The following is a 26584-nucleotide window of genomic DNA, read 5'->3' on the forward strand; positions in this document are numbered from 1 at the left end:
CATGGGCTCGCAGGGGCGACTCAGCCAGGGCGACTGAGGACGTCAAGCGACCAGCATAGGCGCTCGGGACCGAGGACCGGACGTGTCACGCGCATCACGGGCCGAGCACGTAGTGTTGTGCCCGGCCACTGCGGTCACCGCCCCGCCCCGCCTCTCATGCCAGGAGGAACCATGAGCACCACCGCCCCCTTCGGCACCTGGAACTCGCCCATCACGCCGGGAACCATCACCACCAGGACGGTGCGCCTGTCCCAGGTGCGGGTCGACGCGGGGGATACCTACTGGGTGGAGCAGCGCGCCTCCCAGGCGGGGCGCAACGTGCTGCTGCGCCGCGACGGCGATGGCCAGATCGGCGAGGTCCTGCCCCTGACCCCGGCCGATGAGCTGGTGGATGTGCGCACCAGGGTTCATGAGTACGGCGGGCGCGCCTACGCGGTGGACGGGGGCATCATCGTGGTCTCCCATGCCGGGGACGGGCGCCTCTACCGCTACGACGTGGCCCACCGCCTGCGGGGCCTGGTCCCGCTGACGATCTACGGGGAGGTGCGCCACGGGGACCTGGAGATCGACACCGCCCGGGGACTGGTCTACGCGGTGCGCGAGGACCACCGCGGCCCGGGCGAGGCCGTCAACTCCCTGGTGGCCATCCCCCTGGACGGCTCGGCCGCCCGGGACGACGACGCCGTGCGCACCGTGGTCTCCGGCACCGACTTCGTCGTGGCCCCCACGCTGTCACCCGATTCGGAGCACCTGGCCTGGATCACATGGGACCACCCCAGCATGCCCTGGGACAACGCCCGCCTGCACGTCGGGGATCTGCTGCCCGATGGCACCATCGGCGAGCAGACCGTGCTCGACGGCGGCTCCGGCCACTCGGTGGCCGAGCCCCGCTGGACCGAGGAGTGCGAGCTGGTCCACGGGTCGAACTCCTCGGGCTTCTGGAACCTGTACCGCACCGAGGGCTTCCCCCGGCGCGGCACCAACCGCGAGGGCTGGACCGGTGATCTGCGCACCCGCGCCCTGCACCCGGCCGAGGCCACCTTCACCTACCCGGCATGGCAGCTGGGCCCCCACTCCTTCGACATCCTCGACGGCGAGCGGATCATCGCCACCTGGTCGCGCAACGCCGTCGCCCACCTGGGCACCCTGCGCCTGTCGAACGGGGAGCTCGAGGAGTGGAACGTGGGGTGGCAGCCCATCGGCAACGTGGCCTCCTCATCGGGCAGGGTGGTCATGCTGGCCTCCAATGAGCTCGCCCTGCCCAGCATCGTGGAGGTCAAGAACGGCGCCGTGACGGTGCTGCGCGACTCCGGGGAGTTCGAGCCCGAGTCCATCGGCGTGGCCTTCCCCGAGCCCGTCTCCTGGCCGACCAGCGACGGCGCCACCGCTCACGGCTTCTACTACCCCCCGACCTCTGCCGACCACCGGGCCCCCGAGGGGGAGCTGCCGCCGCTGATCGTCAATGTCCACGGGGGTCCCACCGCCACCGCGGTTCCCGGCTACGACCTGCGTATCCAGTTCTGGACCAGCCGCGGCTTCGGCTACCTGGACGTCAACTATCGGGGCTCCATGGGCTACGGCACGGGCTACCGCAAAGCCCTGGAGGGCCAGTGGGGCGTCTACGACGTCGATGACTGCATCGCCGGCGCGCGCCATCTCATCGAGGCCGGCCTGGTCGATCCGGCTCGCATCGCCATTCGGGGCGCCTCCGCGGGCGGCTTCACGGTTCTCAGCGCCATCGCGCGCACCGATGTGTTCTCCGCGGCGGCCTCCTGCTTCGGGATCGCGGACCTGAGCCTGCTGGCGCGCACGACGCACAAGTTCGAGTCGCACTACATCGGCCAGCTGCTGGGCACCGAGGACCCGAACGACCCGCTCATGGCCGAGCGCAGCCCCATCAACCAGGTCGAGGCCATCACCACTCCCCTGCTGCTGCTCCAGGGCTCGGAGGACCCGATCGTCCCCGCCGAGCAGGCCACCCTCATGTACGAGGCCCTGCGGGCCAAGGGCTCGCCGGTCGCCCTGGAGATCTTCCACGGGGAGGGCCACGGCTTCCGCCTGGCCGCCAGCATCCGGCGCCACTACGAGACCGAGCTGAGCTTCTTCCGCCAGGTGTGGGGCATCGAGTCCGTGGCTGAGGACGGCCGGGCCATCACCGTGGAGAACCTCCACCAGGGGCGGTGAGGGGGCCCGTCCCCGCATCCACTGCCAGGGCTGCCGCCGTCTCACCGGCGCCGCGCCTCAGCGCGATCCCTGCGGTGGGGGCGCGGCACCGCCTGACCTCACCGCGTCGCCTCACCTGGCGTCACTGCTCAGTATCGGGCTGCGCGCCGCCGGCCGCCCCGTCCTGGCCATCCTGGTCGCGCGGCTCGGCCGAGCGCGCTGCGCGCGCCCGCTCGCTCAGGGAGTCGGACAGCTCGGTGATCCTCTCGGCATTGACCACGATGCGCCGCGGGTCGGACATCCACATCCACACCGCCGCCACGACCGGCGCGATCAGCGGCAGGTAGGCCAGGCGCGCCCCGCCGTGCGCCCAGGCCGATCCCTCCAGGTAGGGCACGGGGCTGGACAGGCTGAGGGCGCCGATGAGCACCGCCATGGTGGCCAGGGCCGCCAGGCTCATCCAGCCGATATTGCGCATCCGCCGCCCGTTGTGGGCCACGCACACGGCCAGCAGGAGGTAGAGCAGGCCGCCCAGGATGTTGAAGGCCTCGACCACGGGGGCGGTGTGGGGGGCCCGCACCAGGGCCACGACCGCGGGCAGGAGGATCACCAGTCCGAGGCCGGCGAAGAGCACCACGAGGAGCCGTCCCGCGCCGTAGGCGGGACGGCGCGTGTCCTGCACCTCGCGCGCGGGGAGGCGCTCGTCCATACGCGATTCCTTTCCGGGAATCAGGTGTGAGCATCAGGGCCCGCTGATCACACGCTGGGCACCGTCCGGCACGCAGGAGCGGGCTCTCCCGGTGCCGGCGCCCACGACGCTACCATTCCAGGTGTGAGCACTATCGAGTTGTCTCAATCCGTTCCCACGACCAGCGATGATGCGCCCGCCCCCCAGACCCTGGTCCTGGCAGCAGTGCCCGACGGTGAGGCCAGGGGCGTTGAGCTCCTGGTGGAGGGCGCCGCCGAGACCGGCGTGGACACCCGCGCCCTGGCCGCGCTCCTGCCCGATCTGGGATTCAAGGCCGAGCAGGACGCGGTGGCCAGGGTTCCCGCCGGCGCGGTCAGCGATGCCGAGTACTGCGGGCCGCCGGTGCTGGTGGTCGTGGGCCTGGGCAAGGCCTGGGCCGCGGCCGATCCCACCAAGGCGGGCACGGTCGACGATGAGGCCGCCCTGGGCGCCGACCGCCCGGGCCTGCTGCGCCGAGCCGCGGGCCGCGCGGCACGGGCGCTGGCCGGCACGACGTGGGCGGCCATGGCCCTGCCCACCCCCAGCGACTCCGAGCTGCGCAGCGTGATCGAGGGGGCTGCCCTGGGGGCCTACTCCTGGTCGGGGCGCTCGACCGGCCCCGACCAGGGGTCCTCGCAGGCCGACACCGAGGCGCTGGAGCGCATCACCGTGGTCTCGCCGCTGGCCGACGCCGGCCAGGAGGCCCTGGCCGGCGCCAGGGCACTGGCCAGGGCCACCGCACTGGCCCGTGACCTGGTCAATGAGCCGCCCAATCGCCTGACTCCCCCGGTCTTCGCCGAGCGCGCCGAGGAGCTGGCCGCCCAGGCCGGCCTGGATGTCACGGTCTGGGACGATGAGGCCCTGGCTGAGCAGGGCTGCGGCGGGATCATCGGGGTCGGCCAGGGATCGGTCAACGGGCCGAGGCTGGTGCGCCTGGAGTGGGCGCCTGAGGACCCGGCCGCGCATGTCGCCCTGGTCGGCAAGGGGATCACCTTCGACTCGGGGGGCCTGTCCCTCAAGCCCGCGGCCTCCATGCCGGAGATGAAGTCGGATATGGCCGGTGCTGCCGCGGTCCTGGGGACGGTCATGGCCGCCGCCCAGCTCGAGCTGGGGGTACGGGTGACGGCATGGCTCGCCCTGGCCGAGAACATGCCCTCGGGCGGGGCTCAGCGCCCCAGCGACATCGTCACCATGCGCTCGGGCACCACCGTGGAGATCACCAACACCGACGCCGAGGGCCGCCTGGTCATGGCCGATGCCCTGGCCACCGCCGTGGCCGAGGAGCCCGACGCCGTCGTGGACGTCGCCACTCTCACCGGCGCCCAGCTCATCGCCCTGGGAGAGCGCGTCGCCGGGGTGATGGGCACCCCGATGCTGCGCGAGGAGCTGGTCGCCGCCGCCCAGCGCTCGGGCGAGGCCCTGTGGCCCATGCCCCTGCCGGCGTCGCTGCGCGAGGGCCTGGACTCCCCCTTCGCCGATCTGCGCAATGCGAATATGTCCAGCCGATTCGGCGGGATGCTCTCGGCGGGCCTGTTCCTGCGGGAGTTCGTGGGCCGCACGCCCTGGGCGCATCTGGATGTGGCCGGACCGGCCTACAACGACAAGGCGCCCTGGGGCCTGACCCCCACGGGCGGCACCGGCATGGGGGTGGCCACGCTCGTGGAGTGGCTCCGCTCCCAGGCCCAGCCCCACTGAGGGCCGGCCCAGGGCTGGTCGCAGGGCTGGTCGCATGGCGGCCCGGCCGACCCCGGGCCCATGGGAGCGGCAACCTCCAGAAGAAATCAGTGACCGGTCTCATGCCGTTTTCAGGACCCTGGTCCCGTTCAGCACCGGTTTCGGGTCATGGAGATCGGGATGGGGTGACACAATGGCCCTCGTGCCGAGCCCCCACAAGGGCGCTAGGACCGAAACGAGGAGTGGATTCGTGACACAGACCGTCTACGACATGGTCATTCTGGGCGCTGGATCGGGCGGCTACGCCGCCGCCCTGCGCGGGGCCCAACTGGGACTCACGGTCGCCCTGATCGAGGCTGACAAGGTCGGCGGAACCTGCCTGCACCGGGGCTGCGTGCCCACCAAGGCCGTCCTTCACGCCGCCGAGACCGCCGAGGCGGTCCGCGAGGCCGGCGCCCTGGGCATCCGGGCCTCCTTCGAGGGCGTGGACATGGCCGGGGTCCAGGAGTACAAGAACGGCGTCGTGACCAGGATGTACAAGGGCCTGACGGGACTGGTCTCCTCGCGCGGCATCGACCTCATCCAGGGCTGGGGCCGCCTGGTGGCCAACAACGCCGTCGAGGTCGACGGCCGCCGCATCGAGGGCAGGAACATCGTCCTGGCCTCGGGGTCGGTCTCCAAGACCATCGGCCAGGAGATCTCCGGCGGGGTGCTGACCTCCGAGGAGGCCCTGGAGCTGGACCGCGTGCCGGCCTCAGGGGTGATCCTGGGCGGCGGCGTCATCGGCGTGGAGTTCGCCTCGGCCTGGGCCTCCATGGGCAGCCAAGTCACCATCATCGAGGGCCTGCCCCATCTGGTCCCCAATGAGGATGAGGCCATCTCCAAGCAGCTGGAGCGAGCCTTCCGCAAGCGCAAGATCGCCTTCCACACCTCCACCATGTTCGAGTCGGTCGAGCGCCACGACGGCGGGGTCACCGTTCGCACCGCCGACGGCAAGACCCACGAGGCCGAGGTCATGCTCATCGCCGTCGGGCGCGGCCCGGCCACCCAGAACCTGGGCTATGAGGAGGTCGGGGTGGCGATGGACCGCGGCTTCGTCCTGGCCGATGAGTACGGCCGCACCAATATCGAGGGCGTGTGGGCCGTGGGGGACATCGTCCCGGGCGTCCAGCTGGCCCACCGCGGATTCGCCCAGGGCATCGTCGTGGCCGAGAAGATCGCCGGCCAGGACCCGGCCCCGGTCGACGACGTCCTGGTGCCCAAGGTGACCTTCTGCGAGCCGGAGATCGCCTCCGTTGGCCTGTCCGAGGCCAAGGCGGTTGAGATCCATGGCCGGGAGGCCGTGACCACCTCGGAGTTCAACGTGGCCGGGAACGCCAAGAGCCAGATCCTGGGCACCCAGGGCTTCGTCAAGCTCGTCTCCCTCAAGGACGGCCCCATCATCGGCTTCCACGCCATCGGGACCCGGATGGGCGAGCAGATCGGCGAGGGCCAGCTCATCGTCTCCTGGGAGGCCGACGCCCATGACGTCGCCTCCCTGGTCCACGCCCACCCCACCCAGAACGAGACCCTCGGTGAGGCTGCCATGGCCCTTGCCGGCAAGCCTCTGCACAACCACGGCTGATCCCAGGATAAGAGAGTTAGGAGGACAGCAATGTCCGAGTCAGTGAAGATGCCCGCTCTGGGCGAGTCCGTCACCGAGGGGACCGTCTCGTCCTGGCTCAAGGCCGTCGGCGATACCGTCGAGGTCGACGAGCCCCTGCTGGAGGTGGCCACCGACAAGGTCGACACCGAGGTCCCCTCCCCCGCCGCAGGCGTGATCCTGGAGATCCTCGTGCCCGAGGACGAGACCGTCGAGGTCGGCACCGTCCTGGCCATCATCGGCGACCCCGCCCAGGCCGACTCCGCCCCCACGGAGCCCGCCCCCGCCGAGCAACCGGCATCCACCGAGCAGCCCGCACAGGACTCAGCCCCCGCCGCACCCGAGCCCACCCCTGCTCCATCGGCCGAGGCCTCCGGCACCCAGGTGGCCATGCCCGCTCTGGGCGAGTCCGTCACCGAGGGGACCGTCTCGTCCTGGCTCAAGGCCGTCGGCGATACCGTCGAGGTCGACGAGCCCCTGCTGGAGGTGGCCACCGACAAGGTCGACACCGAGGTCCCCTCCCCCGCCGCAGGCGTGATCCTGGAGATCCTCGTGCCCGAGGACGAGACCGTCGAGGTCGGCACCGTCCTGGCCATCATCGGCGACCCCGCCCAGGCCGACTCCGCCCCCACGGAGCCCGCCCCCGCCGAGCAGCCGGCACCCGCCGCCCAGGACGCCCAGGACGCCCAGGACTCAGCCCCCGCCACGCCCGAGCCGGCCGCAGCACCGGCCGCAGCGCTGGCCCCCGAGCCGGCCGCTGCGCCGTCGGCCGGGGCCTCCACCGCCTATGTCACGCCGATCGTGCGCAAGCTCGCTCGGGACAGGGGCGTGGACCTGTCCACGGTGACCGGCACCGGTGTGGGCGGACGCATCCGCAAGCAGGATGTCGAGGCCGCTGCGGAGGCGGCCCGCAAGGCGGCGGAGGCGGCGCGGGCAGCCGCCGCACCGGCACCCGAGACCCCGGCTGCAGGGCCCTCAGTGCCCGCCGCGCCCGCCGGGGCTGCGGCCAAGCCCGCGGTGGACACCGAGCTGCGCGGCAAGACCGAGAAGATGAGCCGCCTGCGCCAGGTGATCTCCGAGCGGATGGTCGACTCCCTGCAGACCTCCGCCCAGCTGACCACCGTGGTCGAGGTCGATGTCACGCGCGTGGCCGCCCTGCGCGCCCGGGCCAAGGACGCCTTCCTGGCGGCCAATGGCACCAAGCTGACCTTCCTGCCCTTCTTCGTCCAGGCCGCGACCGAGGCCCTCAAGGCCCACCCCAAGGTCAACGCCTCGATCGATGGCAAGCAGGTCACCTACCACGACGTCGAGCATGTGGGCATCGCGGTGGACACGCCGCGCGGCCTGCTGGTCCCCGTGGTCAAGAACGCCGGCGACCTCAACATCCCCGGCCTGGCCAAGCGCATCAACGACCTGGCGGCCCGCACCCGGGACAACAAGGTCAATCCCGATGAGCTCTCCGGCTCGACCTTCACCATCACCAACACCGGCTCGGGCGGCGCCCTGTTCGACACCCCGATCATCAACCAGCCCGAGGTCGCGATCCTGGGCCTGGGCGCGATCACCCGCCAGCCGCGCATCATCAAGGATGCCGACGGCGCCGAGGTCATCGCCATCCGCTCGGTGTGCTACCTGGCCCTGTCCTACGACCACCGCCTGGTGGACGGCGCGGATGCCGCCCGCTACCTGGCCACGGTCAAGAAGCGCCTGGAGGACGCCGACTTCGCCGGCGAGCTCGGCCTGTGAGGCCCTAGCCCCTCGCGCCTGAGGGCATGACGCGCCAGTGCGGTGCGCACCACAGGGTTCCCGCCCGCGGTGCGCACCGCACTGGCATGCGCGGCGGGTGCTCAGTCCACGGCCAGGACCTCGGCCACGCGCCACGGACCGGGCACGAGGATGAGCACGACCTGGCGGGCCTGGAGCACGGGCACCGTGCGCGTTCCCTGCGGCCCGACCCGCGAGCTGGCCCCCTGCGAGAGGGTCAGGCGCACCGCCCGGGCATTCGGCCAGGCGCCGGCCTGCGGGGGAAGCGGGACCTCGACGATCTGGCTGACCGAGGTCTCCAGCCCCTCGATGCGCTCACCCGTGGCGGCCAACTCCTCCAGGATGGCCGCGTCGGCGGTGGCGGCCGGTGAGTCGGGGACGGTGATGGTGGCCAGGGCCTGGGGGTCACCGGCCATCAGCGCCTCATCGCGGGCCCTGGCCAGGGTGGTGACGATGGTGACCAGGTCCTCCTGGTCCTGACCGGTCCCGGGCGAGCCCTGGGGCGATGGGGCGGCACTGGGGCCCGCGCTCGGCGCCGGGGAGCCGGGCACCGGGGGGCTCGGCGCTGAGGAGACCGAGGAGCTCGGGGAGGCTGAGAAAGCACTGGCGGTCGGCCGATTGGCGCCGGTGTGGGCGGTGGCCGCCCAGGCGGGCAGGACCTGGCCGAGGATGTCCCCGGGGTTCCACAGCATCGCGCCGCCGATCAGCGCCAGAGCGGCGCAGGTGACCACGGCCAGGTGCCTGCGGGGCCGCGCCCGGCCCATGCGGGGCCGGTCCGCCCGGGGCAGGCCGGAGCGGGCCAGGCGGGATCGGGGCTCGACCATCCGGGTGGGGGTGCGGGCGGCGGCCCTGAGGGACCCGGCCGCCAGCCGGGCGCCGTCGGGCAGGACGATCGGGCTGGGCTGGGCGAGCTCGGGGGCGCGGGCGGCCAGGTCGCGCGCGCTGGGCCGCTGGTCGGCGCGCTCCGACATCGCGTCGCCGATGAGCCGCTCCAGGCGGCGGGCCGCTGCGGAGCTGCCGGCGCACTCGCGCAGCAGGGCGGCCAGGGCGTAGACGTCGGAGGCCGGTGTGGCGGGCCCTCCGGCCAGCCTCTCGGGGGCGGCGCAGGAGGTCGTGCCGGTCTCCATCACCGAGCCGAGAAGGTCGATGAGGACCGGCTGCCCGGAGACGTCGATGACGACGTTGCCGCTGGAGACATCCCCGTGGATGGATCCGCGCTCATGCATATGGGCCAGCCCTGAGCCCAGCGCGTCCAGGAGCGTGGCCAACTGGCCGGAGGGCAGGCGCCCGCGCGCGCCGAGGACCACGTCGAGACTCGCCCCCTCGATGAGATCCATGACGACGGCGGCACGGCCCTGCGGCAGGCAGATGACCTCGCGGATGGGCACCAGGGCGGGGTGGCGCAGGGCGCGCATCCCCGCGATCCGGCGCAGCATGGCCGCCCCGGCCTCGCTCTCGGGGATCTCCAGGATGCGCACCACGACATGCCTGCCCTGCGCGTCCAGGGCGCGCAGGGGCGCTCCGGGGCCCAGGCGCCTGGCCAGGGGCGTGCCCACGGCCAGTCCCGCTGACCTGAGGGCCTGGTGCTCCTGGGCGCTGAGGCCCGCCTCGTCATGCTCCTGCGATCCGGTCCTGGCCCGTCGGGACCGCCTGCTGCGCCCCGGGCTCCCCGCACCGGGCGGATCAGCCGGGCCAGTGGGCTGGGTGCGGTGCCTGCGGGAGGGCTCTGGGCGCGTCGTCGGGCTCATAGGAGAATCCTCCGCCCCTCGGCTCCTCCCGTGCCAGCTCTCAGCAGGGCCTGTGGATAACGTCCGCCCGCGCTCGGCGGCACGCGGTGGCTGGAGTCGGTGGGCGTAGGCTGGGCGGGTGGAGCGTCGAGATGTCGGGCTGGGGGAACGGCTCGTCCCCTTCCATGAGGGGTGGGAGCTCCAGCGCCGCGTGCATGCCGAGGTCGTCGCGGGCGCCTTGCCGAGCACGCTGCTGCTCATGGAGCACGAGGATGTCTACACCCTGGGGCGGCGCACCCACTCCTGGGAGCGCCCCGCCGGCGAGGTGGTCGGGCCCGAGCGCGTGCCCGTGGTGGAGGTGGACCGCGGTGGCAAGACCACCTGGCACGGCCCCGGCCAGCTCACCGTCTACCCGATCCTGCGCCTGGCCTCCCCCATCGATGTCATCGCCTATGTCCGCGCGCTGGAGGCCGCCGTCATCGAGCTGTGCGCGGGATACGGGCTGGAGGCGATGCGCGTCGAGGGCCGCTCGGGGGTGTGGGTGCCGGGAGATGCGGGCCACCCCCAGGAGCATCGGCGCGTGGAGCGCAAGGTCTGCGCCCTGGGCATCAGGGTGGCGCGGGGGGTGTCCATGCACGGCATCGGGCTCAACGTGGATCCCGATCTTCGGGCCTTCTCCCTGGAGCGGATCGTGCCCTGCGGCATCGAGGACGCCGGGGTGACCTCCCTGAGCGCCGAGACCGGGCGCCCCATGGCCACCGCGGAGCCGGCCGAGGCCCTGGTCCGGGCGCTGAGGGCGCATCTTGGCCCGCTCGTGGCCGATGCCACTGCGGCCCCGCTCAGGGCATAGGGCTGAGGTCCTACGCCCTCGTGCTGGGGGCATAGACTTCCCCCGGAGCCATCCGGCCAGCAGATCAGCGCCCACCCGGCGCATCCGGCAGGACGGACCGAGCCGATGAGGAGATCCCGACCATGGCCAGCACCGCCAGCACAGCGAGCACTGCCCGCCCCGCCAGCACAGGCGGCGCCCCGAGCGCCTCTGGCGCCGTCGCGCCTGAGGGCCGCCGGCTGCTGCGCGTCGAGGCGCGCAACGCCCAGACCCCCATCGAGACCAAGCCCGAGTGGCTGCGCACCCGCGCCGTGGTCTCCCAGACCTATCAGGAGGTCCGGGGCCTGGTGCGGGAGAAGAACCTGCACACGGTATGCGCCGAGGCCAACTGCCCCAATATCTACGAGTGCTGGAACGATCGCGAGGCCACTTTCCTCATCGGCGGGGAGCTGTGCACGCGCCGCTGCGACTTCTGCGACATCGCCACCGGCCGCCCCACCGAGTACGACGTCGACGAGCCGCGCCGCGTGGCCGTGTCCATCCGGGATATGGACCTGCGCTACGCCACGGTCACCGGGGTCTCCCGCGACGACCGCCCCGACGGCGGCGCCTGGCTCTACGCCGAGACCGCCCGCCAGATCCACGAGCTCTCACCGGGCACCGGCGTCGAGCTGCTCATCCCGGACTTCAATGTCGATCCTCATGCCCTGGCGGAGGTCTTCTCCTCGCGCCCCGAGGTCCTGGGCCACAACCTGGAGACGGTGCCGCGCATCTTCCGGCGCATCCGCCCGGCCTTCTCCTATGAGGGCAGCCTGGAGGTCATCACGGCGGCCTCCGAGGCGGGGCTGGTCACCAAGTCCAACCTCATCCTGGGCATGGGCGAGACCCGCCAGGAGATCGAGTCGGCCATGGAGGGGCTCCTGGCCGCCCGCTGCGACATCCTGACCATCACCCAGTACCTGCGCCCCTCCAAGCTGCACCACCCCATCGACCGCTGGGTCAAGCCCCAGGAGTTCGTCGAGCTGTCGGAGCTGGCCCAGGAGATGGGCTTCGCCGCGGTGATGAGCGGGCCGATGGTGCGCTCCTCCTACCGCGCGGGCATGCTGTGGGGCCGGGCCATGATCAAGCGCGGCTGGCCGATCCCCGAGCACCTGGCCGCGCTGGCCGAGCCGGGAACGGCCCGCCAGGAGGCCTCAGCGGTTCTGGCCCACCACGCCTCCCTGTCCGCCGCCTCCTAAGCGCCGGTTGGAAGCGCCGGTTGGAAGCGCCGGTTGGAAGCGCCGGTCCTCTCCCGGCATCCGGGGGCGACGGCGTCGTCTATTGTGTGGACCGTGAGCACCAGTCAGACACCCAAGCCCACGCGCAGGCGCCGCCTGGGGCAGTACTTCCAGAACATCAAGGACTCCTACACGATCTCGCGGCGCACCTACCCGTGGGTCGGGTGGGCGATGCTGGGCTCGGCACTGGGCGCCATCGCCCTGTCGGTGGGGCTGTCCCGGCTCACGGGGCTGGCCCTGTGGTACTGCCTGTTCCTGGGCGTTCTGCTGGCGCTCATGGTCTGCATGATCATCCTGTCCCTGACCGTGCGGCGCGCCTCCTACTCCCAGATCGAGGGTATGCCCGGGGCCGCCAAGGCCGTGCTGGACCAGATCGGCCGGGGCTGGTACGTCGAGTCCGAGCCCGCCGCCGTCAACCCCAAGACCCAGGACGCCGTGTGGCGGGTGGTGGGGCGCCCGGGCATCGTGCTGATCGTCGAGGGCCCCATGGGGCGCGTGCAGAAGATGGCGGCCGACGAGCACAAGAAGGTGCACCGCATCCTGTCGACTGTGCCCATTCACACCGTCCACGTGGGCACCGGCGCGGAGCAGGTGCGCCTCAAGGATCTTCCCGGCACCCTCAGGAAGCTCCCCACCAAGCCCGTGCGCCTGACCGACTCCGAGATCTCCCAGGTCTCCAAGCGCCTGAGCTCCCTGTCCTCCAAGGGCCTGCCCATTCCCAAGGGGATCGACCCCACCAAGATGCGCATCGACAGGCGCGCCATGCGCGGGCGCTGAGCCGCGCCGGCACCCCATGGCCGCATCCTGAAGCGGCGCCCGGCGCGAAACACCGGAGCAACACGACTGGCACGCCCGCGTCACGGCGCGGCCCTAGCGTTCTTTCGTCAGCCGCACGGATCGTGCGGAGTCACATCCCGGAGAGAGCATGTTTACCGACGCATCCCAGGCCCTGGCATTCATCGAGCAGGAGGAGGTCGCTCTCGTCGACGTCCGCTTCTGCGATCTGCCCGGCGTCATGCAGCACTTCACGATTCCCGTCTCCGCCTTCAAGAATGAGGCCCTGACCTCCGGACTCATGTTCGACGGCTCCTCGATCAGAGGATTCCAGGCCATCCACGAGTCCGATATGAAGCTCATCCCGGATGTCACCACAGCCTTCCTGGACCCCTTCCGCGCCGAGAAGACCCTGGTCATCAATTTCTCCATCGTGGACCCCTTCACCGATGAGACCTACTCGCGCGACCCGCGCTCCATCGCCGCCAAGGCGGAGGACTACCTGCGCTCCACCGGGATCGCCGACACCTGCTACATCGGGGCTGAGGCCGAGTTCTACCTCCTGGACTCCGTGGAGTACGAGTCCACTCCCCAGGTCACGCGCTACGCCATCGACTCGGCCGAGGCCGCCTGGAACACGGGCCGCTCCGAGGAGGGCGGCAACAAGGGCTACAAGACCGCCTTCAAGGGCGGCTACTTCCCCGTCTCCCCCAATGACCAGATGGCGGATCTGCGCGATGCCATGGTGCGCACCTGCATCGAGTCGGGCCTGGACATCGAGCGCGCCCACCATGAGGTCGGCACGGCCGGGCAGCAGGAGATCAACTACCGGTTCGACTCCCTGCTGGCCGCCGGGGACGACATGATGAAGTTCAAGTACATCATCAAGAACGAGGCCTGGCGCCACGGCAAGACCGCGACCTTCATGCCCAAGCCGATCTTCGGGGACAACGGCTCGGGAATGCACACCCACCACTCGCTGTGGAAGGACGGCAAGCCCCTGTTCTTCGATGAGCGCGGCTACGGCCAGCTCTCGGATGTGGCCCGCTGGTACATCGGCGGGATCCTGGCTCACGCCCCCTCGCTGCTGGCCTTCACCAACCCGTCGGTCAACTCCTACCACCGGCTGGTCCCCGGCTTCGAGGCGCCGGTCAACCTGGTGTACTCGGCGCGCAACCGCTCGGCCTGCATCCGCATCCCGGTCACCGGCTCCTCGGCCAAGGCCAAGCGGGTGGAGTACCGCGTCCCGGATCCCTCCTCCAACCCCTATCTGTGCTTCTCCGCGGTGCTCATGGCGGGGATCGACGGCATCCGCAACCGGATCGAGCCGCGCGATCCGGTGGACAAGGACCTCTACGAGCTGGCCCCCGAGGAGTACCACGACATCGACAAGCTCCCCTACAGCCTGGATCAGGCCCTGGAGGCCCTGGAGGCGGACCACGACTACCTCACCGAGGGCGATGTCTTCACCCCCGATCTCATCGAGACCTGGATCGACTACAAGCGCGAGCATGAGATCGATCCGCTGCGCCAGCGGCCTCACCCCTACGAGTTCGAGCTCTACTACGACCTGTGAGCACTGCGGTCCCGGCCCTTTCATGAGGGCCGGGACCGCCGCGCATGGGGCCGACGTGCCCCACGCCACCCTCCAGGACTTGCATACCTATGCTCGTCAGTGGATATCGTTCGCGCATCGCCGATCGCATCGAAGGAGCCCAGCATGAGGATCCACCACACGGCGGCTCTGGGGCTGGCAGCGATGACCTGCTGCCTGGCCCTGTCCGCCTGCACCAATGCCGCTGATTGGCGGGCGCGGACGAATCCGGAGCCCACGGGCTACGACGTCTCCGGCATCGAGGTGCAGCCCGAGATCGCCGCGCTGCTGCCGGCCGACGCCCTGGAGGACGGCGTGCTGGACGTGGGCGCGGCGACGAACTACGCCCCGGCGGAGTTCCTGGACACCTCCGGCAAGCCCATCGGCTACGACGTCGACCTGACCCAGGCCATCGCCGCGGTCCTGGGGATCAAGGCCACCACGCACACCGCCGAGTTCGACTCCATCATCGCCGCCATCGGATCGAAGTACGACGCCGGGATCTCCTCCTTCACCATCACCTCCCAGCGCACCGCCGAGGTCAACATGACCTCCTACATCAACGTGGGCTCGCGCTTCAACGTCGCCCAGGGCAATCCGCAGGGCGTCGACGCCTCCAGCCACATGAACCTGTGCGGCCGCACCGTCGGCGTCCAGGTGGGGACCGCCCAGGAGGAGACGATGAACGCCTCCTCCAAGGAGTGCGCCCAGGCCGACCAGCCCCCCATCGACGTGCGCCCCTACGACGATCAGGACGCCGCCACCTCCGCCCTGGCCGGCGGCACCATCGACGCGACCTACTCGGACTCCACGGTGGCCGGCTACGCCGCGGAGCGGACCGACGGCGCGGTGGAGACCATCGGGGAGGTTGAGGACGCCCTGCCCCAGGGGGTGATCACCTCCAAGCAGGACACCGAGCTGACCACGGCGATCCAGGCCGCCCTCCAGTACCTCATGGATGAGGGGATCTGGGAGGAGATCCTCACCACCTGGGGCGTGGAGGATGCGGCCCTGACCAAGGCCGAGCTCAACCCGAGAGTGAAGGACTGAGCCATGGCAGGAAGCACCCCCGTATCCGTGCGGGCCGAGCAGGACGGCCCCCAGGCCGCCCAGCCCGTCCAGCTCAACCGCCCCAAGCCCGTCCCCCGCCCGGGGACGTGGATCAGCGCCGTCGTGGTGACCGTGCTGGGCGCCATGTTCATCAACGCGCTGGTGACCAATGAGAAGTTCCACTGGGACACGGTCTGGTTCTTCTTCCGCGAGGTCCGCGTGGTCTCCGCGGTGGGCTGGACGCTGCTGCTGACCTTCATGGCGATGTTCATCGGCATCATCCTGGCGGTGACCACGGCCATCATGCGCCAGTCCTCCAACCCGGTGCTGCGGGTGGTCTCCCTGGCCTACCTGTGGTTCTTCCGCGGCACCCCGATCTACACCCAACTCGTGTTCTGGGGGGCGCTGTCCGCCCTCTACCAGAATCTGAGCCTGGGGGTGCCCTTCGGCCCCGAGCTGCTGACCTTCAAGACCACCACCGTCTTCACGCCCTTCGTGGCCGCCGTGCTGGGCCTGGGGATCAATGAGGGCGCCTACCTCTCGGAGATCGTGCGCTCGGGCCTGAACTCGGTGGACCGGGGCCAGTCGGAGGCGGCCCGGGCCCTGGGGATGTCCAAGGGCCAGATCCTGCGGCGCATCATCATCCCCCAGGCCATGCGCGTCATCGTGCCGCCCACCGGCAATGAGACGATCTCCATGCTCAAGACCACCTCCCTGGTGCTGGCGGTCCCCTTCACCCTGGACCTGACCTTCGTGACGAACTCCTACGCCTCGTGGACCTACCAGACGATCCCCCTGCTCCTGGTGGCGGCGATCTGGTACATCATCATCACCTCGATCCTCATGGTCTGCCAGCACTACATCGAGCGCTACTACGGCAAGGGATTCGACTCCGACTCCCCGGGCAAGGGCGCCAAGCGCTCCCTGTCCGCGCGCCAGCAGGCGATCCTCGATGCCCACACCACCAAGGACGATCCCTTCCGGGAGGTCACCCCATGAGCGCACGCAACGACTCCCCCGCCACCTCCTCCCCTGCCGCGCCGGGCACGCCGAAGGTCGAGATCACGGGCCTGCACAAGTTCTTCGGCGAGCTGCATGTGCTGCGCGGCGTGGACATGACGGTGGCGCCCGGATCGGTGACGGTGCTCGTGGGCCCCTCCGGATCGGGCAAGTCGACCCTGCTGCGCTGCATCAATGAGCTGGAGACCATTGATGCCGGGCGGGTGCGGGTCGACGGCGAGCTGATCGGCATGCGCGAGGTGGTCAAGGACGGGCGCACCGTGCTGCATGCGCTCTCCGACCGCGCCGCCGCCGCCCAGAGGGCCAAGATCGGCATGGTCTTCCAGCGCTTCAACCTCTTCCCGCATATGACGGCGCTGGCCAATGTCATGGAGGCACCGATCCATGTGCGCAAGATCCCCAAGGCGCAGGCCCGCAAGCGCGGCATCGAGCTGCTGGAGCGGGTGGGCCTGGGCGATCGCCTGGACCACTACCCCTCTCAGCTCTCCGGCGGCCAGCAGCAGCGCGTGGCCATTGCCCGGGCCCTGGCCATGGACCCCGAGCTCATGCTCTTCGATGAGCCGACCTCCGCCCTGGATCCCGAGCTGGTGGGCGAGGTCCTCCAGGTGATGAAGGACCTGGCGGCCTCGGGCATGACCATGGTGGTGGTCACCCATGAGATGGGCTTCGCCCGGGAGGTGGGCGACCAACTCATCTTCATGGACGGCGGCGTCATCTGCGAGTCCGGCCTGCCCACCGAGGTCCTCGACAACCCCCAGGCCGAGCGCACCAAGACCTTCCTGTCCTCGGTGCTCTAGGCACCGGGCGCAGGGCGGGCGGAGTCCTGTTTCAGCGACCGCCTCCAGGCGATCCGAGATAAACCATGTCACACGGCACATGACTATGGCGATGGTGGGTAGGATGCGCGGGAAGCCATCCCTAGGAGGTCTCCGTGGCATTCCCCACCACGATCACAACGAGAATCGGCAGGCAGGACGTTGAGATCGAGGCGGTTCCCGCGCGCCGCAGCGGTACGGAGCAGACCTCTGCGGCCAGCAGGGCCCGTGATCGGGCGGAGGATGCCTTTGAGGCGGTGCGCTCGGTCATCGGGGCCGTGGCCAGTGACCTGTCCCAGACCCTGGACGATCTCGGTGCCGCTGGCCCCGCTCCGGCCGAGGTGACGGCGACGATCGGTCTGAAGATCACGACGGCGGGGACGGTCGTCGTGGCTTCCTCCACTGCCGAGGTCTCCATCGCGGTGTCCATGACCTTCCGCCCCGAGTCCTCGGCGTCCTCGGCGAGGACCGCGAGGCGCGGCGAGCAGGCGTGATGCGCATGGCGGCGCCGGAATTCCTTGGCAGGGTGCTCGGCTCTGCGGGCACCGCGGTGGGGACGTGCTGGCTGGCGGCCCCCGGCCTGGTGGTCACGGCGGCGCATGTCATCAGGGATGCCACCGGAGAGGTCATCGCCCCAGGTGCTGAGCACGAGGCGCCCGAGGTGACCGTCGAGCCGATGCGGGGCACGGCGATTGCCGCGCGTCTGACCAGGCTCGACCCGGTTCTTGATATCGCCTCCCTGGAGGTCGATGCCGACCGTTGGCCGGCCGCACCGCCGCCACTGGGCGACGCTGCCATGCACGCCGAGGTGGAGGTGCATGGCATGGCGATCATGGAGGATCGCGGTCGAGACCGCTCCTTCGAGTACTACTCGACCACTGGGCACTGGGACGGCACGAGTCTGGAGCAGGGGGTGCCTCTGGCCCGCATCGACTGCAAGAGTCTGCATCCCGGGATGTCCGGCGCACCGGTCCTTCTCAGCGGCACCTCTTGCGACTCCTCCGGGGTGACCGCTCCCGCGGTCGTGGGCATGGTGCTCTCCCGCTACAACGCCCCCGACTCCTGGGGCAGGGATACCGTGTGGCTGGCCCCGGTGGAGGAGCTTCGGCGTTTCATTGATCCCAGCGGCAGCCTCCTACCGGATGCCACGGGGCCCTGTGCCGCCCCAGCGCGGGTGAGTCTGCGCATTGACGATCACCGGGTGCATCTGACCTGCGCGGAGCTGGGGATCGACCTGACGGCTGACCACGATGGGCCTGATGCGGATATCCGTTGGGCTCTGGAGGAGCTCGCGCGCAACCGGCATTCCACGCGTTACGGACATTCGCTCGCGGCCCGAGAGTCCAGTCAGGCGGTGAGCGAAGGCGTGGAGCGCGTCGGGCGGCGCTTGTCCGAGCTCTTCGTCTCCGGGGAGATGAGCGAGGCGCTGCGCGGCATTCTCAGGCAAGCCGAGGCTGGGCACCAACCGGTGCTCCTCGCCCTGGATCTCAGCGCCGCAGGCCAGGAGTTGCGCGCCCTGCCCTGGGAGTCCTTATGGCTTGCCGGGGAGTCGGAGCCCGTGGCGCTGCACTATCTGGTCGCGCTCTTCCGCCGCGCGGGCTCAGGCGCCGAGCCTCATGCGGTGGAGGGGCCTCTGACCATTGTTGTTGCCATCGCCTCGCCGATTGAGGGCGGTGGCGCACCGCTGGACTACCAGTCCGAGCTGCGCAACATCCTCGAGGCAGTGCATTCGGCACGCGGTGCCGGCGCTCGGGTGCGGATCATCCACTTCGCCACCACTGAGGCCATCCGCAGGGCGCTGGATGAGGGCGATGTCCATGTTCTTCACATCTCGGCGCACGGCTCGGCGGGCCATCTGCTGCTGGAGGATGAGGACTCCCGTGCCCGGAAGGTGACCGCCGCTGAGTTCGTCAGGGAGGCCATCCCTGCCGGCATGATGCCGCCGGTCATCTGCCTGGCCGCCTGCGAGACGAGCCTGAGCGGTCAGGCGGAGATCGGCTCCTTCGCTGATGGCTTGGCCGATGCCGGGGCTCCCGCGGTGGTGGGCACGACGAGCGCGATCTCGGACCGCTACGCGACGCTTGTCTTCGCCAGTCTCTACCGGGAGCTGGCCAGTGCGAGCAGACCTGAGACGATCACCGCTCTGGCCCACGCTCGCCGCAGCACCGTCAAGGAGCTCGACCGCAGTAAGGACCCGCGCAACCAGGATGATCAGGTTCGCGGGGACTGGAGCGTTGTCACCGCCACAACGGCGCGTTGGGAGAATCCTCTGCCCATCACGCGCAGCAGCGGGCCAAGTCTTCCTTCCTGGGGGTCACCGTCGCGCTCTCGGCGCATCGGAGAGCTTCTCACCCTGGAGCCTGGGGATTTTGTGGGACGGCGGCGCGAGCAGCATGAGGTGCCCAGACTGCTCCTATCCCCGCAGTGCTCGGGCGTGGTCCTCCAGGGGATCGGCGGAGTGGGAAAGACCACCCTGGCAACAGAGGTCATCCGGCGCCTCACGGAGATCGACCCCTCGACCATCATCGTGCCCTTGAAGGGAATGGTGACGGCCGATCAGGTGCTTCAGGCCACCGCATCGGCTCTGTGCAAGGCCTTCCCCGGGCAGGAGGACACTGGCTTCAACCAACTTCTCAATCACTTGCGGAGCGGAGATCTACGCTGGCAGGACCGGCTCGAAGTGCTGAGCGAGCAGGTACTGGATGAATACCCGGTGATCCTGGTTCTCGATAACGCGGAGGACAACCTGCTCGAGCCGGGCGAGGGCTCGTCACACCGCGAGCTGCGTGATTCGCAGTTGGCCGAGTTCCTCACCGCCTGGGGCAGTGATCCCGGGCGCGGCGGAATGCTCATCACCTGCCGGTATCCCTTCGAGCTGACTGGGCTGACGGGTATGGAAACCAGGCAGGTTCCCCCGCTGTCCTGGCCCGAGACTCTCCACATGGTCTGGGCGCTGCCGCAGTTGGCCTGGCTGCCCTGGGAGGACCTGCACACCCTCTGGTCGTCGGTGGGCGGGCACCCGCGAACCCTGGAGACGGTGGATGCCCTGCTTGTTCACGGAGCAGGACGACTGAGGCATGTGACCGACAGGCTCCGCACTGCCCTGGACACTGTTCTGGCGGGATCGGACACCACCCCGGCGCAGTGGCTGGCACAGGAGCGCACCCTGGATTCCGCCCTGGCCGATGCCGTGACCGTGGCCGCCGATGACATCATTCTTCCCGAGCTGCTAGAGACGCTGACGGCGGAGGCCCACCGTCTCCTGGCGGCGGTCTCGGTCTTCACCGAGCCCATCCCCTTGGAGGCCATCGCCTTCGTCTCTCGACCACAGGCAGCGTCCGCTGGCACCGATGAGGATGCGCAGTGGCTCACCCAGTGGAGACAGACACCGGAGTCCGATTCCCTCATCGCCCAGTTAGATGAGCTGTGTCGCTCCTCTTTGCTCACTGAGATAAAAAGCTCCAAGGATTCAGCCGCGCCCCCTCAGTGGTTCGTGCATCGTTGGACTGCGACGGCCCTGGAGAGGGTCTGGGAGCAGGCCGAGGAGTCGATGCCCTCCTCCGCATCTCGTCATGAGCGTGCCGCACGCTACTGGCTCACGAGATTCCGCGTGACCCAGCAGGGGCAGGAAGCGGATGCCCATGATCTCTTGCTCGTACGGGATCATCGACTGGCTGCGGGAGACGTCGAAGGAGCCGATTCTGTATCCCAGAAGGTAGTCTCCCGGATGATCACTAGTGGAATGTGGGATGACGCGGCATCCCTGGCGCGCCAGCAGTTGAACGCTGCGGCCCCAGGCAGCGTCGCGGCGGCTGAATGGTCGCAGCGGTTAGGGGATGTCTTCCAGAAACAGGGCTATTATCAAGTCGCCCAGGACCACTACCACCAATCCCTCACCACCTTCCGCGAACTCGACGACAAGCAAGGCGCCGCACAAACTTTCGGTAACCTGGGGAGAATCGCCCAACTCCAGGGTGAGTACTCCACTGCCGAGGACCTCTACCACCAATCCCTCACCACCTTCCGCGAACTCGGCGACAAGCAAGCCGCCGCACAAACCCTCAACAACCTGGGGAACCTCACCCAACTCCAGGGCGAGTACTCCAAAGCCCAGGACCTCTACCACCAATCCCTCACCACCTTCCGCGAACTCGGCGACAAGCAAGGCGCCACACGAGCCCTCGGTAACCTGGGGAAAATCGCCCAACTCCAGGGTGAGTACTCCACTGCCGAGGACCTCTACCACCAATCCCTCACCACCTTCCGCGAACTCGGCGACAAGCAAGGCACCGCACAAATCCTTCGCCAACTGGGAATCCTCGCCCGACTCCAGGGCGACTATCCCACTGCCGAGGACCTCTACCACCAATCCCTCACCACCTTCCGCGAACTCGGCGACAAGCAAGGCGCCACACGAGCCCTCGGGAATCTTGGGAACCTCGCCCACGACCAGGGCGAGTACTCCAAGGCTCAAGACCTCTACCACCAATCCCTCACCACCTTCCGCGAACTCGGCGACAAGCAAGGCGCCACACGAGCCCTCGGGAATCTTGGGAACCTCGCCCACGACCAGGGCGAGTACTCCAAGGCTCAAGACCTCTACCACCAATCCCTCGCCATCTTCCGCGAACTCGGCGACAAGCACAGCACCGCAACAACCCTCCATAATCTAGGAACCCTCGCCCATAGCCAGAGCGAACACTCTGTCGCCCATGAGTGCTTTAAGGAAGCGCTCATGATTTCAGAGGAGATCAATTATCTCCTTTTGATGAGGATGATTCTTCAAGATCTGGCCATCCTCATTGTTGACCACCCGCAGGACGAGTATGTTCTTCTCCTCCACTCGCACACTCTGAGCTATGCGCTCCTCACCCAGGATGAGGAGATGGCGAAAGAGTCCTGCCGCGCGCTGCACGAACTGGCGCGGACTGGCAACCGCGATGTTGTACGGGAGTATCTCAATGACGCCCTGCGCTTCCTTGATGAGGAGAGCCGTGAGCGCCTGATCGCGGGCATCCTCAACGAGGAGTGATGCCGTTAGGAGCCGGCCCGCCAGGCGCCCTCGTTCCAGTCCAGGAGGCGCCAGCCGGAGGCGGGACCGCCCTCGACCACGGCGATGCCCGTGTTGGGCAGGGGCGAGTTGGCGATCCAGGCCGGGTCCACGCCGGAGGCCTTCGCCGCGGCCAGGGCCGTCCACAGGCGCAGGATCGTGCCATGGGCCACCAGCAGGGCGGTTCCACCGCCCGCCGCAGCAGCATCCTTCCCAGTGGTGCCCCTCCCAGCGGCACCCTGCCCGAGCACGGGGTTCTCCTGCGCGCTGGTCTGAGTGCCCTGGTCTCCGGCGATCTCCTCGACCACGGCGTTGAAGCGCTCGAAGGTGGACTGACCGTCCTCGTGGGAGCCAGGGATGCGGGCCGCGGTACGCCCCACCATCCAGGAGCGGGTGGTGTCCATGTAGCAGCGCATGGAGCGCGCATCCGTGTTCATCTCCAGCTCCCCGGCCAGGACCTCGCGCAGCCCACTGGCGATGCGGGCGGTGATCCCCGTGGCGGCCTCCAGTGGGGCGATGGTCTGGCGGGCGCGCAGGATCGGGGAGACCCACAGGGAGGAGATGCCCTCCAGGTGCCCGGCGGCCTCCAGGCGCCCCGGCAGGGCCCGGGCCTGGGCCTGGCCCTCATCGTCAAGGGGGTTGCCGGGGAAGGCGGTGTCCAGGGCGTTCATGACATTGGCGATGGTGCGGCCGTGACGGACCAGGAGGAGTTTCACGGACCCAAGTCTGCCAGCCGCCCGCGCCACCTGGCCCCTCACCCGCTCAGCTCCAGGGGTAAGGCCCCTCACGGCGCCTGCGGGGCCGGGCCGCTCCCCCGCGCCTAGCGCCACCCGGGGCCGGCCGGCGCGCCTGACCGCCAGGGGCTCCAGTGCCGCCGGGGCTACCGGCACTGTGCCTCTGCTGGCCCCTCGCCTCCCCCGAGCTGCCCGCCTCATCAGGGCGCTCGCCCGCATCGGCGGCGGGCCGGCTCCCCCTGTCACTGTCCGGCCCCGGCCGGCCCGGGACAGCCGACCGGCGTCCTGCCGCGCTTCGCCTGCTGCGCGCCTGCGGCACGGCCTCCTCATCGCGCAGGGCGGCGCGACTGATCGGCTCCCGGGCGGGGACTGCCAGAGCCTCGTCCTCCTCCCCCGAGGCATCGGCGTCCGCGGCCTCCGCGCCGAAGATGAGGTGCTCGGCGGCGCTGCGGGCGTGGCGGGCGCTGCGCCGGTAGAGGTCCTCCAACTCGCGCTCCCGCCCGGCGGACAGGCCGATGAGCCGACCCACCAGGCGGATCTCCCTGATGGCATCTGGCAGGACCTGGTTGCGGGGGGCGGAGGTCCGCGCTGTGCCCAGGACAATGGCGGCGCGCAGGCGGCTGGCCATCACCCAGGCGGCCGCGAGCGCTCCGCCCTCCTCGGCGCTGAGCAGCCCCGCGCTGACGGCGGCGCGCAGGGTCTCCAGGGTGGAGGTGGTGCGCAGGCCCTCATGCTGGCCGGCGTGGCGCAGCTGGAGGATCTGGGCACTCCACTCCACGTCGCTCAGCCCCCCGGGGCCGAGCTTGAGGTGGCGGGCGGGGGCGATGCCGCGGGGCAGGCGCTCGGTCTCCACGCGCGCCTTGATGCGGCGGATCTCCCTGAGCTCATCACGGCTCAGGCCCTGGGGGGCCCAGCGCAGGGGGTTGATGAGCGCCTCGAATCGGCGGCCGAGCCCCGGGTCCCCGGCGCATGCCCGGGCGCGCAGGAGGGCCTGGCGCTCCCACACCTGCGCCCAGCGCCCGTAGTAGTCGGCGTAGGCCTGGAGGGATCGGCTCATGGCGCCCTGCCGTCCCTCCGGGCGCAGATCGGCGTCGACCTCCAGGGGGTGGGGGCGGGCGGCGGCCAGCAGGCGGACGGTGGTGCGGGCCACGGCCTCGGCCTCGCCGGCGGCCCGACCCTCCTCGACCCCGGGGGCGGGCTCGTGGACGAAGAGCACGTCGGCATCCGAGGCGTAGCTGGTCTCCGCCCCGCCCAGGCGCCCCATGGCGATGATGGCGTGCCTGGCCAGGGGGCCCTGCGGATCCTGCGGGTCCTGTGCGGGGTGACCGTCCGGGTCCTGGCCGCTGCGCTGGGCGGCCACCAGGGCGGTGGCCACGCTCAGCGCCCCGGCCAGGACGGCGTCGGTGGCGCTGGTGAGGATGGCGGCGGTGCGGCGCGGGTCGATGCCGTCGAGGCAGTCGGCCAGCAGGGCGCGCACCTCCTCGCGGGCGCGCACCCGCACCACGGCCTGGACGGCCTCCAGGGCCTGGGCCTCCAGGGCGGTGGCCTCGGTGGCGTCCAGGGGACGGCGGCGCAGGACGGAGGCGATCTCCTCGGCCAGGGCCTCGGGCGTGCGGGGGGCGAGCTCGGCGTCGTCATCGAGCCAGGCGATGGACTCGGGGAACTCGGTGAGGCGCTCGGTGGCCCAGTGGGAGCCGGACAGGACCTGGCACAGTCGCTGGGCCGCCACCGGGGAGTCGCGCAGCATGGCCAGGTACCAGTGGGAGCCCCCGATGGTCTCGGAGAGCTTGCGGAAGGACAGCAGCCCGGCGTCGGGGTCGGCCCCCTGCCCGATCCATCCGATGATGACCGGCAGGAGCTGTCGCTGGATGGCCGCGCGCCGGGAGACCCCCTCGGTCAGGGCCTGGATGTGGCGCAGGGCGCCCTCGGCGTCGAGGTAGCCCACGGCCTGGAGGCGCTCGCGCGCGGCCTGGGGGCTCAGGGCCATCTCGTCGGCACTCAGGCTGGCGGCGGCGCCCAGGAGGGGGCGGTAGTAGATCTCCTCGTGCAGGGCACGCACGCGGCGGCGCAGCTCGCGGAAGACGGTCCACAGGGAGGGGGCGTCGGCCAGGGATCGGTGCAGGCTGCGGCCGATGCGCCGCAGGTCCTCGGGCCGGGAGGGCAGCTCGTGGGTGCGGCGCAGGCGGTGGAGCTGGGCGCGGTGCTCCAGGACGCGCAGGGCCTTGTAGCAGTCGGCCAGGGCGGCGGCGTCCTGCCGGCTGACGTAGCCGCCGTCGGACAGGGCCCTCAGGGCCTCCAGGGTGGCGGGGGCGCGCAGGGCAGGGTCGCCGCGGCCGTGGACGAGCTGGAGGAGCTGGACGGTGAACTCGACGTCCCGCAGGCCTCCCGGCCCCAGCTTGATGCGCCGGTCGGTGCCGGCCCGCTCCGAGGCGCGCTCCACGCGCTGGCGCATGGCGCGCGCGTCCTCCACGAAGTTCTCGCGGCTGGAGGCCTGCCACACCAGCGGGGTGATGGCCTGGGAGTAGGCCGCGCCCAGCTCAGCGCTGCCGGCGGCAGGGCGCGCCTTGAGCAGGGCCTGGAACTCCCAGGACTCGGCCCAGCGCTGGTAGTAGCTCAGGTGGGACTCCAGGGTGCGCACCAGGGCGCCGTCCTTGCCCTCGGGGCGCAGCGCCGTGTCCAGGGGCCACAGGGCGGGCTCGGGCCCGGTGGCGGAGGTGATGCGGGCCAGCTCTGTGGCGATGAGGGTGCCGGTGGCCACGATCCGCTCCTCGGTGAGCCCGGCCTGGGGGTCGGTGGGGGCGACGACGTAGACGACGTCGATATCCGAGATGTAGTTCAGCTCTCCGGCCCCGGTTTTGCCCATGGCGATGATGGCCAGCTCGACCTCCTGGGCCCGGGGGCCGACGGCGGCCCGGGCGATGAGCAGGGCGGCCTCCAGGGCGGCGTCGGCCAGGCGGGTCATGCGCTCCCCCACGGTGGCCATGTGCTCAACGGGGTCGCCGCTGAGCAGGTCGTCGGCGACGACGGCGGCCAGGCGGTCCCGGTAGGCGCAGCGCAGGGCCGCGGTGGCGCGGGCGATCCGGGGCTCGGCGCCGTTGCGGGCCTCGGTGACGGTGGGGGCCGCCGGCTCCTGATCCTCGGGGGCCTCCAGGGCCTGGCGGGCGGCCTGGATGAGCATGCGGTGCGCCTCGCCCCTGCCACTGGCCTCCCAGGCATTGGCCGGGCTCAGGGCGGTGATCCTCCAGGGGTGGGAGACCAGGAAGTCGCCCAGGGCCTGGGAGTAGCCGATGACTGCCAGGAGCCTGCGCCAGTGCTGGGCCCGGGCGCCGGGATCGTCCCCGTCGTTGGCCTGGAGGTCGGCGCCGGCATGCGGAGAGTCCTGGGCTGCCTGAGCCGCCCGATCGGTGGCGGTGGCCATGAGGCTGGCCAGGAGCGCCGCGGGGCGGGGGCCGTGGGGGGTCTCCTGGCGGCAGGCCTGGGCCAGGCGCACCAGGGTCAGCAGGCCCAGGTCGGGGTCGGCGCACTGGGACAGGTCGGTGATGAGCGCCTGGACGGGGTCCCCGGGGCCGGGGCGCTGGCCCAGCAGGGCGCGCAGGTCGGGGTCGGTCAGCAGGGAGGCGGCCCGGTCGGTGTCGGCGAATCCGGCCCGGAAGAGGCGGGCGCGCGGCGAGGATCGGCGCGCGCCCGCGGGCGCCTGGCCCGCGGGCCGAGGCGGCTCATCGTCCTGATGCTCCACGGCCACTG

Annotated in this window: 17 protein-coding genes and 1 pseudogene; 14 read left to right on the forward strand and 4 right to left on the reverse strand. The window is 70.6% G+C overall.

What is annotated here, in order from left to right; translation table 11 throughout:
• Window positions 1-171: 171 nt before the first annotated feature.
• Window positions 172-2184, forward strand: a complete 2013-nt coding sequence (locus tag EL266_RS10090) for an alpha/beta hydrolase family protein (protein ID WP_026427518.1) — start codon at window positions 172-174, stop codon at window positions 2182-2184.
• 121 nt (window positions 2185-2305) lie between these two features.
• Here EL266_RS10090 and EL266_RS10095 read toward each other — a convergent pair whose 3' ends face one another.
• Window positions 2306-2872 carry a hypothetical protein gene (locus EL266_RS10095; protein ID WP_051281336.1) on the reverse strand — a complete coding sequence of 189 codons (567 nt, stop codon included), beginning with the start codon at window positions 2870-2872 and terminating at the stop codon, window positions 2306-2308.
• Between the two features lie 123 nt (window positions 2873-2995).
• Between EL266_RS10095 and EL266_RS10100 the strand changes: the two genes are divergently transcribed.
• The 3 genes from EL266_RS10100 to sucB all read left to right on the forward strand — a co-directional run bounded on the left by EL266_RS10100 (window position 2996) and on the right by sucB (window position 7952).
• Window positions 2996-4585 (forward strand): leucyl aminopeptidase, encoded by a 1590-nt coding sequence (locus EL266_RS10100; RefSeq protein WP_026427519.1) that lies wholly within the window; start codon window positions 2996-2998, stop codon window positions 4583-4585.
• A 229-nt stretch (window positions 4586-4814) separates the two neighbouring features.
• Window positions 4815-6188, forward strand: a complete 1374-nt coding sequence (gene lpdA, locus EL266_RS10105) for a dihydrolipoyl dehydrogenase (protein ID WP_026427520.1) — start codon at window positions 4815-4817, stop codon at window positions 6186-6188.
• Between the two features lie 30 nt (window positions 6189-6218).
• The gene (gene sucB, locus EL266_RS10110) at window positions 6219-7952 is read left to right on the forward strand and encodes a 2-oxoglutarate dehydrogenase, E2 component, dihydrolipoamide succinyltransferase (RefSeq protein WP_126412317.1); all 1734 of its coding nucleotides are present in this window, start codon (window positions 6219-6221) and stop codon (window positions 7950-7952) included.
• A 101-nt stretch (window positions 7953-8053) separates the two neighbouring features.
• On the opposite strand, the gene EL266_RS10115 is transcribed toward sucB, so the two are convergent.
• A complete protein-coding gene (locus EL266_RS10115) occupies window positions 8054-9718 on the reverse strand; it encodes a serine/threonine-protein kinase (protein WP_084500975.1) in 1665 nt (554 codons plus the stop codon).
• Between the two features lie 118 nt (window positions 9719-9836).
• Here EL266_RS10115 and lipB point away from each other — a divergent pair, with 118 nt between their 5' ends.
• From lipB to EL266_RS10160, 10 genes and pseudogenes are all read left to right on the forward strand, one after another.
• Complete coding sequence (gene lipB / locus EL266_RS10120) at window positions 9837-10547, forward strand: lipoyl(octanoyl) transferase LipB (protein WP_026427521.1); 711 nt, start codon at window positions 9837-9839, stop codon at window positions 10545-10547.
• A gap of 122 nt (window positions 10548-10669) precedes the next feature.
• On the forward strand, window positions 10670-11764 hold the full coding sequence (locus EL266_RS10125; RefSeq protein WP_084500977.1) for a lipoyl synthase: 1095 nt from the start codon (window positions 10670-10672) through the stop codon (window positions 11762-11764).
• Between the two features lie 93 nt (window positions 11765-11857).
• Window positions 11858-12580, forward strand: a complete 723-nt coding sequence (locus tag EL266_RS10130; RefSeq protein ID WP_026427523.1) for a DUF4191 domain-containing protein — start codon at window positions 11858-11860, stop codon at window positions 12578-12580.
• 148 nt (window positions 12581-12728) lie between these two features.
• Window positions 12729-14153 (forward strand): type I glutamate--ammonia ligase, encoded by a 1425-nt coding sequence (gene glnA / locus EL266_RS10135; RefSeq protein ID WP_026427524.1) that lies wholly within the window; start codon window positions 12729-12731, stop codon window positions 14151-14153.
• Window positions 14154-14297: 144 nt separating this feature from the next.
• The gene (locus EL266_RS10140) at window positions 14298-15221 is read left to right on the forward strand and encodes an ABC transporter substrate-binding protein (RefSeq protein ID WP_026427525.1); all 924 of its coding nucleotides are present in this window, start codon (window positions 14298-14300) and stop codon (window positions 15219-15221) included.
• 3 nt (window positions 15222-15224) lie between these two features.
• The gene (locus EL266_RS10145; protein WP_084500979.1) at window positions 15225-16220 is read left to right on the forward strand and encodes an amino acid ABC transporter permease; all 996 of its coding nucleotides are present in this window, start codon (window positions 15225-15227) and stop codon (window positions 16218-16220) included.
• Window positions 16217-17038 carry an amino acid ABC transporter ATP-binding protein gene (locus EL266_RS10150; RefSeq protein WP_026427527.1) on the forward strand — a complete coding sequence of 274 codons (822 nt, stop codon included), beginning with the start codon at window positions 16217-16219 and terminating at the stop codon, window positions 17036-17038. Before EL266_RS10145 ends, EL266_RS10150 begins: the two co-directional genes overlap by 4 nt.
• A gap of 134 nt (window positions 17039-17172) precedes the next feature.
• A complete protein-coding gene (locus EL266_RS10155) occupies window positions 17173-17550 on the forward strand; it encodes a CU044_2847 family protein (RefSeq protein WP_026427528.1) in 378 nt (125 codons plus the stop codon).
• A 5-nt stretch (window positions 17551-17555) separates the two neighbouring features.
• Window positions 17556-18020: pseudogene (locus EL266_RS14055) on the forward strand (S1 family peptidase); the annotation flags it as partial.
• A gap of 66 nt (window positions 18021-18086) precedes the next feature.
• Window positions 18087-22088 carry a tetratricopeptide repeat protein gene (locus EL266_RS10160; protein ID WP_232012013.1) on the forward strand — a complete coding sequence of 1334 codons (4002 nt, stop codon included), beginning with the start codon at window positions 18087-18089 and terminating at the stop codon, window positions 22086-22088.
• A gap of 5 nt (window positions 22089-22093) precedes the next feature.
• On the opposite strand, the gene EL266_RS10165 is transcribed toward EL266_RS10160, so the two are convergent.
• Window positions 22094-22822: a histidine phosphatase family protein gene (locus EL266_RS10165; protein WP_026427530.1), complete on the reverse strand. Its 729-nt coding sequence runs from the start codon at window positions 22820-22822 to the stop codon at window positions 22094-22096.
• 46 nt (window positions 22823-22868) lie between these two features.
• Complete coding sequence (locus EL266_RS10170; RefSeq protein WP_026427531.1) at window positions 22869-26576, reverse strand: bifunctional [glutamine synthetase] adenylyltransferase/[glutamine synthetase]-adenylyl-L-tyrosine phosphorylase; 3708 nt, start codon at window positions 26574-26576, stop codon at window positions 22869-22871.
• Window positions 26577-26584: the final 8 nt, after the last annotated feature.

Origin of the sequence: Actinomyces slackii, from assembly GCF_900637295.1 — a bacterium.
Taxonomy (GTDB): domain Bacteria; phylum Actinomycetota; class Actinomycetes; order Actinomycetales; family Actinomycetaceae; genus Actinomyces; species Actinomyces slackii.